This is a genomic window from Nocardia sp. NPDC058497, assembly GCF_042720195.1.
In the GTDB taxonomy this organism is placed as follows: Bacteria; Actinomycetota; Actinomycetes; order Mycobacteriales; family Mycobacteriaceae; genus Nocardia.
In genome coordinates this window covers 1-6429 of record NZ_JBHXMY010000007.1, presented here as the reverse complement: position 1 = coordinate 6429, position 6429 = coordinate 1, and the positions used below count along the sequence as shown (strand labels likewise).

General features: G+C 67.2%; 8 protein-coding genes. 4 read left to right on the top strand and 4 right to left on the bottom strand.

All coding sequences use genetic code 11. The features are described 5' to 3' along the window. Window positions 1–39 precede the first annotated feature (39 nt). On the top strand, window positions 40–843 hold the full coding sequence (locus ACFWPJ_RS01395) for an ABC transporter permease (protein ID WP_378845795.1): 804 nt from the start codon (window positions 40–42) through the stop codon (window positions 841–843). 28 nt (window positions 844–871) lie between these two features. On the opposite strand, the gene ACFWPJ_RS01390 is transcribed toward ACFWPJ_RS01395, so the two are convergent. From ACFWPJ_RS01390 to ACFWPJ_RS01375, 4 genes are all read right to left on the bottom strand, one after another. Then, the gene (locus tag ACFWPJ_RS01390; RefSeq protein ID WP_378845787.1) at window positions 872–2056 is read right to left on the bottom strand and encodes a lycopene cyclase family protein; all 1185 of its coding nucleotides are present in this window, start codon (window positions 2054–2056) and stop codon (window positions 872–874) included. A 69-nt stretch (window positions 2057–2125) separates the two neighbouring features. Then, on the bottom strand, window positions 2126–3295 hold the full coding sequence (locus tag ACFWPJ_RS01385) for an ABC transporter permease (protein ID WP_378845786.1): 1170 nt from the start codon (window positions 3293–3295) through the stop codon (window positions 2126–2128). Further along, window positions 3292–4170 carry an ABC transporter ATP-binding protein gene (locus ACFWPJ_RS01380; RefSeq protein WP_378845785.1) on the bottom strand — a complete coding sequence of 293 codons (879 nt, stop codon included), beginning with the start codon at window positions 4168–4170 and terminating at the stop codon, window positions 3292–3294. Before ACFWPJ_RS01380 ends, ACFWPJ_RS01385 begins: the two co-directional genes overlap by 4 nt. Window positions 4171–4239: 69 nt before the next feature. Continuing rightward, complete coding sequence (locus ACFWPJ_RS01375) at window positions 4240–4716, bottom strand: hotdog fold domain-containing protein (RefSeq protein WP_378845783.1); 477 nt, start codon at window positions 4714–4716, stop codon at window positions 4240–4242. A 521-nt stretch (window positions 4717–5237) separates the two neighbouring features. On the opposite strand from ACFWPJ_RS01375, the gene rpsJ reads away from it, so the two are divergent. The 3 genes from rpsJ to rplD all read left to right on the top strand — a co-directional run. Continuing rightward, window positions 5238–5543, top strand: coding sequence for a 30S ribosomal protein S10 (gene rpsJ / locus ACFWPJ_RS01370; RefSeq protein ID WP_003938093.1), 306 nt, complete (start codon window positions 5238–5240; stop codon window positions 5541–5543). A 14-nt stretch (window positions 5544–5557) separates the two neighbouring features. Then, on the top strand, window positions 5558–6223 hold the full coding sequence (gene rplC / locus ACFWPJ_RS01365; RefSeq protein ID WP_378845782.1) for a 50S ribosomal protein L3: 666 nt from the start codon (window positions 5558–5560) through the stop codon (window positions 6221–6223). Next, window positions 6220–6429 (top strand): 50S ribosomal protein L4 (gene rplD, locus ACFWPJ_RS01360; RefSeq protein ID WP_378845780.1); only part of this gene is annotated, 210 nt, incomplete at its 3' end. The genes rplC and rplD, both read left to right, overlap by 4 nt.

Below are 6429 nucleotides of genomic sequence, written 5' to 3'. Positions count from 1 at the left end.
GGATCCCACCCCCGGGGGGCGGGGCCAACCCCCGGGGCGGTGCTGCCCGTGATCGACGCCAAGCCGGAGACCTCGGTGTGGGTGTGGTTCGTCCACAGCCTGCTCCAGTGCAAACGGCTGCTCCTGGTGTGGGTGCGCGACCCGTCGACCACCATCCAGACCGTCGTGTATCCCGCGCTGACCCTGCTGATGTTCCAGGTCGTGCTCGGCAACTCGATCACCAATGCCACCGGCATGCCGAGCATCTACGGCCAGGCCGCGCTGCTCACCCTGATGGCCGCGATGACCGGCGCGGTGGTCAGTGCGCTCGGCTTCAAACGCGACAAGGCCAGCGGGCTGCTCAGCCGCTTCTACACGATGCCGCTGAACCGGGCGTCGCTGCTCACCGGCCGGCTGCTGGCCGAAGCACTGCGCATCCTGACCACCACGGTCATCGTGCTGCTGGTCGCGGTGCCGCTCGGGTTCCTGTTCATGGAGGACCCGCTGGCGAACATCGCGCTGATCTGCATCCCGGTGCTGTTCGGTCTCGGCTTCGCCGTCATGGTGACGGCGTTGGCGACCATCACCGAGGGCGTGATGCTGGTCAGCCTGATCGGCATCGTCAACACGCTGCTGATGTTCTTCAATTCCGGGTTCGTCCCGGTCTTCGCCTACCCGACCTGGCTGCAGTCGGTCGTCGCGAATCAGCCGATGAGCTGTGCGATCGACGCGATGAAGGGCCTGTCCTACGGCGGTCCGGTCGCCGAGCCGCTGCTGAAGACGGTCGCGTGGACGGTCGGCATGATCGTGGTCTTCGCCTACCCGGCGATCGTCGGCTACAAGAAGGCGGCCGAGTCGTCGTAGGTCCGTCCGGTTCAGAACGGCACGTGGGTCAGCTCACGTGCCGTTCTGCGTCCGCGGGCGCGAAGGGGTAGTCGAGCCAGCGATCGCGGTTGGTCCAGCCGACGAGGTCGTAGCGCCAGCGGAACGGCCAGGTGTGGGCGACGGTGTTGAACAGGACAGCGCCGAGGGCGGTGTAGTCCTCGTGGGCCGAGAGCAGCGCCCGCTGGCCGCGTTCGGACTCGGTGAAGAACGCCTCGAACATGGCGATCGACTGGTCGGTGGTGAGCCTGCCCAGCCCCCACAGTCCGCGCATCCGCATCCAGTACACCGCGCGTGCCTGCCACGGCCACAGCGCCGCGATCGGGTCATGGCCTTGCTGTACTGCGCTGACAGCGGTGTCGATCAGGGCGAGCGAGTCGGCCACGGAGTAGCCGGTGCACGGGTGCATCATCCCGCCGCGTGACCCGAACGGGACCGCCACCGCGGTGTCTTTCTTCGGCGGCGGCTGGTCGAGGGGATAGTGCGCTGCCTCGTGCGGCTCGTCGCCGGTGAGCCGGATGCCGTGCGCCGCGAGCCTGCTCAGGGTCCGCTTGCGCAGCTCGTGCTGTGGCATCCCGCCGCGCAGACCGAGGCTGGTCTCCTCGAAGATCACCGTCCCGTCGCCGAGCGGCACCGCGTACAGGAACGACGGCGGCTCGTCCGGGCCCGCGCCGTTCTCCGGCCGCCAGTCCAGCAGCAGGCCCTCGCCGTCGGCGACCATCGGCGCCGCGGTCTCCGCGTCGACGAAGATCCCGTGCGCCGAGGCCGCCCTGCGCTTACCCAGCGTCGGCAGACCCCGCGTATCGAACACCGTCGCCGCCGGGATCACCGTCCCGTCCGCGAGCTCGACCTCGTGCTGGTCGACCCGCACCGCCCGATCGGCGAACACGGTCGCGTCGTCGAGCGCCAGCGCCGCGTGTAACCCCGACTTCGACAGCACGCAGTACGGCCGCTCGATCCGATGCTCGGTCTTCGTCCACACTGTCGGCGCCGCGATCCGCTGCGCGATCGCACTCTCCGGCAGCCACGCGGGCAGCTCGTCCACCCAGCAGGAGAACGTCGGCGGGAACAACCGCTCCGGCCGCGGATCGACCGCGGCCACCCGCAACCCCGCCACCGCAGCGCGATGCGCCAGCCCCCGCCCGGTCGGCCCCAACCCGACCACACAGATATCGAATTCCCGTGCAACGCTCACGCCCGCATTCAATCCGCTGCCCGCGTCCCCGCGCAACCAACCGGCATGTGACGTTTCCGGCGCGGCCCGCTAATCCTCCAAGGCCAGGGCCTGGCGCATTGTCAGGCGGCCCTGGGTTTGCATGAGGGAGCGGCGGTAGATCTTCTCGGCGACGATCACGATGCCGTAGGTGGCCACGGCCATCAGGGCCAAGGCCAGGAAGGGTTCCCACCAGGCGGCGGTGCCTTCGGCGAGGCGGCCGGGCATGGCGACGATGGAGGTGATCGGGATGTAGGAGGCGATCACGCGGCCGGTGCCGTCGAGGAAGATGCCGGCGAAGAGCACGATCATGATGAGCATCGACAGGGGAGTGGCGGTGGACTGGAGGTCTTCGCTGCGGGTGGCCAGTGAACCGGCGACCGCCCACAGGCTGGCCAGCGCGAGGAACCCCACGAGGAAGAAGACGATGAACCAACCTGCGGCCCCGGCGATCTGGCCCAGCTGAGCGCCCTTTCCGGTGGCCGCCAAGCCGGCCAGTCCGGCCCCGACGAACAGCGCCAGCTGCAGGAACGCCAGCACCGTATTGCCCGCGACCTTGCCGATCAGCAACTGCCGCAGCGGCATCGCGCTGGCGAGGATCTCGACGATGCGATTCTGCTTCTCCTCCACCACACTCTGCGCGATGGACATCCCGAACAGCACCGACGCCAGATAGAACAGGAACGCGAAAACGAACGCCACGATCTTGCTCAATCCGGGGTCGACAGCGCCCTTTTCGAGCAGCTCATAACTCACCGCCGCGCCACGAGCCAGCTCCTCGAGCGAGACCCCGGCATCGGCGGCATTGCGCTGCAACGCGATCTGCTGCGCGGCGGCGGTGATATAGGTGGTGGCCTCGTCGTTCTCCGAGGTCTTCCCGATGAGCTGCCAGCCGGTGGGCTGGGCGGGAACGAGGCCGACCTCGACCGCGTCGTCGCGCACCAGCTGTTCGACAGCGGCGCGGTCGGCGACGGCATGTCCGGTGAAGGTCGTGTCGGTGTCGGCGGCCGAGGCCAGGCCGTTCGCCGTCTCGACCACCACCGCGGCCTCCGGCCCCGCGATCGCGACGTCGACCTTGTCTGGCCTGCTGCTGAGGAACCCGCTCACCGCCAGCGACGCGACGATCGCCACGACCGTCACCACCGTGGAGATGACGAAGTTGCGATCACGCAGCTTCACCACGATCTCCCTGGCCGCGACAATGCGCCACACGCCGCTCATGCCGTCACCTCCCGGTAGATCTCGGCGACCGTGGGCCGCACCTCGGCGAACTCCCGCACCGACCCACGCGACAAGGCCTCCTTCAACACCCCGTCGGTGTCGGCACCGTCGAATTCGAACAGCGCCCGCGCCCCGTCGATCTCGACCGCCCGCGCCCCGGGATACTCCCGTAACCACCCCGGATCACCCTCGACCACCAGCCGGTACCGCGATCCGCCCGCCGAGCGCAGCTCGTCGACCGACCCCTGCCCGACCACTCGCCCCGCAGCGAGAATCACCAGCCGATCGCACAACCGCTCCACCAGATCCAGCTGATGCGAGGAGAACAGCACCGGCACGCCCAGCTCGGCGTACTCGCGCAACAACTCCGCCATCGAATCCACCGCGACGGGATCGAGCCCGGAGAACGGCTCGTCCAGAATCAGCGCCGACGGCTGCGCGATCACCGCCGCCGCGATCTGCACGCGCTGCTGATTACCCAGCGACAGCGACTCGAGCTTGTCTTTGCTCCGATCGGCCAACCCGAACCGGTCGAGCAGTTCCCGGGTGCGCGCCTTGGCCTCGCTCGCCGCGATCCCACGCAACCGCGCCAGATACACGAGCTGATCGGCCACCGGCTGCTTCGGATACAACCCGCGCTCCTCGGGCATGTACCCGAACGAGCGCCGATCCTGCGCGGTCACCGCCCGGCCGTCCCACCGGACCTCGCCGGAATGAACGGCCAAGACCCCCATGATCATTCGCATGGTGGTGGTCTTGCCCGCCCCGTTTCCGCCGACGAACCCCGTCAGCACCCCGGGTGCCACCGCGAACGACACATCGTCGACCGCCACGTTGTCGCCGAACCGGCGGACCAAGTGCGCGACTTCCAGCATCGGAACTCCCCTCCCCGTCTGTCGTCTCGCCCACAACCGTACCGGTACAGCGACTTCGGCGAGGTCAGGTCAGCGCGGCGTGACCCAGGTGGTGATGTCGGCGTGCACGACCTCGATGCCGTCCTTGTCGTAGATCGACACCGGCACCACCAGGTTCACGCCCTCGGTGATCGCCGCGAAGTCGGGGATCTCGTCCAGCTTCGCCACCGCGCGCAACCCGGACTCCGCCTTGGCCAGGTACTGCACGTTCATCGCCTTGGGAATCCAGCGGTGGGTGGTGGGGACGGTGGCCTCGCTGAGCATGCCCATCGCGACCTCGGCCAGATTGCAGGCCGCGATCGCGTGGAAGGTGCCCAGATGGTTGTGGATGCCGAACCACTTCGGCGAGGTCACCTCGCAGACGCCGGGCTCGAGCCGCACCACCTGCGGCAGCACCGTGCCGAAGTAGGGGACCCGCGCGACCATGCCGAGCGAGAACAGCGCGTGCCCGATGCGGTTGTCGGGAAGTTTCTTCCAGCCGCGGTATGTGGCGGTTTCCTGTGTCATGCGGCTTATCTTACTCAAAAGTAAGATAGCGCGTAACCCTCCGCCGACCAGGGCGAGCGTCGCGCCAGCTACCATGGCCCGGCACAGTCCAGCCGGCGGTGCGGTCCAGGTAGATGCCCTTCTACGGCGTGATCGATACCTCATGACCCCCGATTTGAAGAGCGTCGTCGGCATGGTGCATACTGTTCGGGTTGCCTTGCACAGGATCATGTCTTCTCCTCGGAGCGGACGGGTCGAGCGAGGCGAGCAGTAGTTTGTATCCCGCTGGTTCGCCGGCGTGGATACGTCCGGGACCACGTTCCAGGCCATCGGTGAGCAAGTGACCAGGGCTGAAGAATGAGCGAAAAGGCGACACGCCCGACCGCGTGGACCGGAGAACCATGACAGATGAACAGCGGCGAGGACTGGGCGGTGCCCGGTGGCGTTCTGGCGTCTTTCGTGTGTTCGGGCTGTGCAAATGAGGGTGGTGCAGGAGCCAGCTCCTGTGACCACGAAGGAAAGCGGAGAAAAGGACACTTAGCGTGGCGGGACAAAAGATCCGCATCAGGCTCAAGGCCTATGACCACGAGGCGATCGACGCGTCTGCGCGCAAGATCGTGGAGACGGTGACCCGCACTGGCGCCCGTGTGGTCGGGCCTGTGCCGTTGCCCACCGAGAAGAACGTGTACTGCGTCATCCGTTCGCCGCACAAGTACAAGGACTCGCGCGAACACTTCGAGATGCGTACGCACAAGCGCCTCATCGACATCCTCGACCCGACGCCGAAGACGGTCGACGCGCTTATGCGCATCGACCTGCCGGCCAGCGTCGACGTCAACATTCAGTGACGGGGACTCGAGATATGACTGACAACAAGAACCGGCCCGCAGCCGGCATCCTGGGCACCAAGCTCGGCATGACCCAGGTCTTCGACGAGAAGAACCGCGTCGTCCCGGTCACCGTCATCAAGGCGGGCCCGAACGTGGTCACCCAGATCCGCACCGTGGAGCGCGACGGCTACTCGGCCGTCCAGATCGCTTTCGGCGCCATCGACCCGCGCAAGGTGAACAAGCCGACTTCCGGCCAGTTCGCCAAGGCCGGTGTCACCCCGCGCCGCCACGTCACCGAGATCCGCGTCGCGGATGCCTCCACCTTCGAGGTCGGCCAGGAGCTCTCCGCCGACGTCTTCGAAGAGGGCACCTACGTCGACGTGACCGGTATCAGCAAGGGCAAGGGCTTCGCAGGCACCATGAAGCGCCACGGCTTCAAGGGCCAGGGCGCCTCGCACGGTGCGCAGGCTGTGCACCGTCGCCCGGGTTCCATCGGTGGCTGCGCCACTCCCGGCCGCGTGTTCAAGGGCAAGCGCAAGTCGGGCCGTATGGGTAACGACCGCGTCACCACCCAAAAACACTCGGTTCACAAATTCGACGCCCATAAAGACCATCTCAAGGTCAAGGGTGCTATCCCTGGCCGCAAGGGCAACGTCGTGATCGTCAAGAGCGCCGTGAAGGGTGGTGCGCACGCATGACCAGCCTCGACAAGAAGGCCAACCTGACGCTGACCGTTAAGGCCGCAGGCGGCAAGACCGAAGGCACCGTCGACCTCCCCGCGGAGATCTTCGACGTGACCGCCAACGTCGCGCTGATGCACCAGGTCGTCATCGCGCAGCTGGCCGCCGCTCGCCAGGGCACCCACGCCACCAATAACAGTGGGACTGTCTCACGGTGTGTCACA